The sequence below is a fragment of the Kocuria sp. CNJ-770 genome (assembly GCF_001942375.1).
GTDB lineage: Bacteria > Actinomycetota > Actinomycetes > Actinomycetales > Micrococcaceae > Kocuria > Kocuria oceani.
The window spans coordinates 9,271-10,678 of the sequence record NZ_MKJW01000148.1 but is presented as its reverse complement, the minus strand read 5'-3'; the positions used below and the strand labels follow the sequence as shown (position 1 = coordinate 10,678).

Below are 1,408 nucleotides of genomic sequence, written 5' to 3'. Positions count from 1 at the left end.
CCGCGCGCCCAGCCAAGTTCCAGAAGTCTGCTTCATTCATCTTCTGGTCACCCTTCTTGGGAGCACGAACAAAGATATTGGTACAAGGAAGGTTCACGCCCTCCAGTAGAGTCGACGTACAGGTCAAGTACTTTACAATACCGTCCTTGAAAAGGCCCTCTACAAGCTCCTTGACATGCAGGGGCATAGAGCCATAGTGGAAAGCCGAGCCCTTTCTAAGGGTGGTACATAGGGCAAACTTCGGGTGGATTGCCGCGGAGACGTAGGAAACGGCGTCATTAATGCGTTGCTTGGTAAACGCATCCAATTCCTGTTTGGGTCGGTAATGGGAAATGAGGCTTGCCATCTTTTCAGCAGACGCTCGGCCGTTAGCATAAATTAGATTGCCAGTGCTGTCTTCGCCCATTGCGAGAGCGATCAAGGCGAACTTCATCGCAAGTGTTGTTGGGCGATTGGAGAGGTGTACCTTGCCTGCGGCGTAGCTCTTCCCCCCATTAGCAACCCGAACCTCATATGATCGCGTATTACGGGGCACTTGATTGACATAGAGCAAAGTTTGGTTGACAGTGCAAGTTCCATCAACAAGTGCCTGTGCCGAGGTATTCCCAGGCCTTCCCTCCAGTAGGATTTCAGGATTGGACGCCATCGGACTGGCGAAGACGACATGAAGCAATGGATTGCGAGATACTGCCTCGTCAATCACTTCGCTCAAAATAATGCCGCGCGAATCATCACCCACCTTTTGGGCTTCATCAACAACTAAGAAGTCAAATGAAAAGCCAGACTTAAACTGTTGTATTAGATGAAGGCGTTCCTGGGTTAGGACATATAGTTCTTTGTCGTTTTTGAGGACTTCTGCATCCCAGGGAAGTGTAATGACTGGTACGTCAGAAGGGAGGGATTCACGAAAAGCAGTTCCAGTTTCCTCAACAAGTGCGCGTGTAGGCGTCAAAAAAACAACGCGACATGGATTCGCACCAGCGATTTTTCGTTCGACCCATTTACGGAGAATAAAGCTTTTTCCAGAGGACGTAGGAGCGGAAACACTTACCCATGAACTATTCTCTGCCGCTTCCCAGAAGCGTCGCTGGAACGGATTTGCCAGGAAGGACTGGCCGTCACCAAAGTCAATGGAAAAGGATTGCTCCTTGGCTGCAATCTCCCATTGCAAATCCAATGGCACCCGCACGGCGTCGTCGGCAGCTAATAGCCCTCGACTTTTGGCCAACCCAATGGCGCGGCTGTTGCCCATACGTCGGAGAAGTGATTCAGCGCCCTCGCGTTCCACGTCGGTGGATACTGGAGAGATAAGGCACCCTTGAGCGATGCGTAGGATGGCTTGTTGTGCGGCTTCGCTTTCCAACAAATCGGTCATGGCACTAGCACACAGAAGAGCGAATCGCCAATT

1 protein-coding gene is annotated in these 1,408 nt (G+C 51.1%); it reads right to left on the bottom strand.

The window, feature by feature from the left end; translation table 11 throughout:
* A partial coding sequence (locus BJF77_RS19720; RefSeq protein WP_139318640.1) for a DEAD/DEAH box helicase occupies positions 1-1,375 on the bottom strand: 1,375 nt, incomplete at its 3' end.
* Between the last annotated feature and the right edge of the window lie 33 nt (positions 1,376-1,408).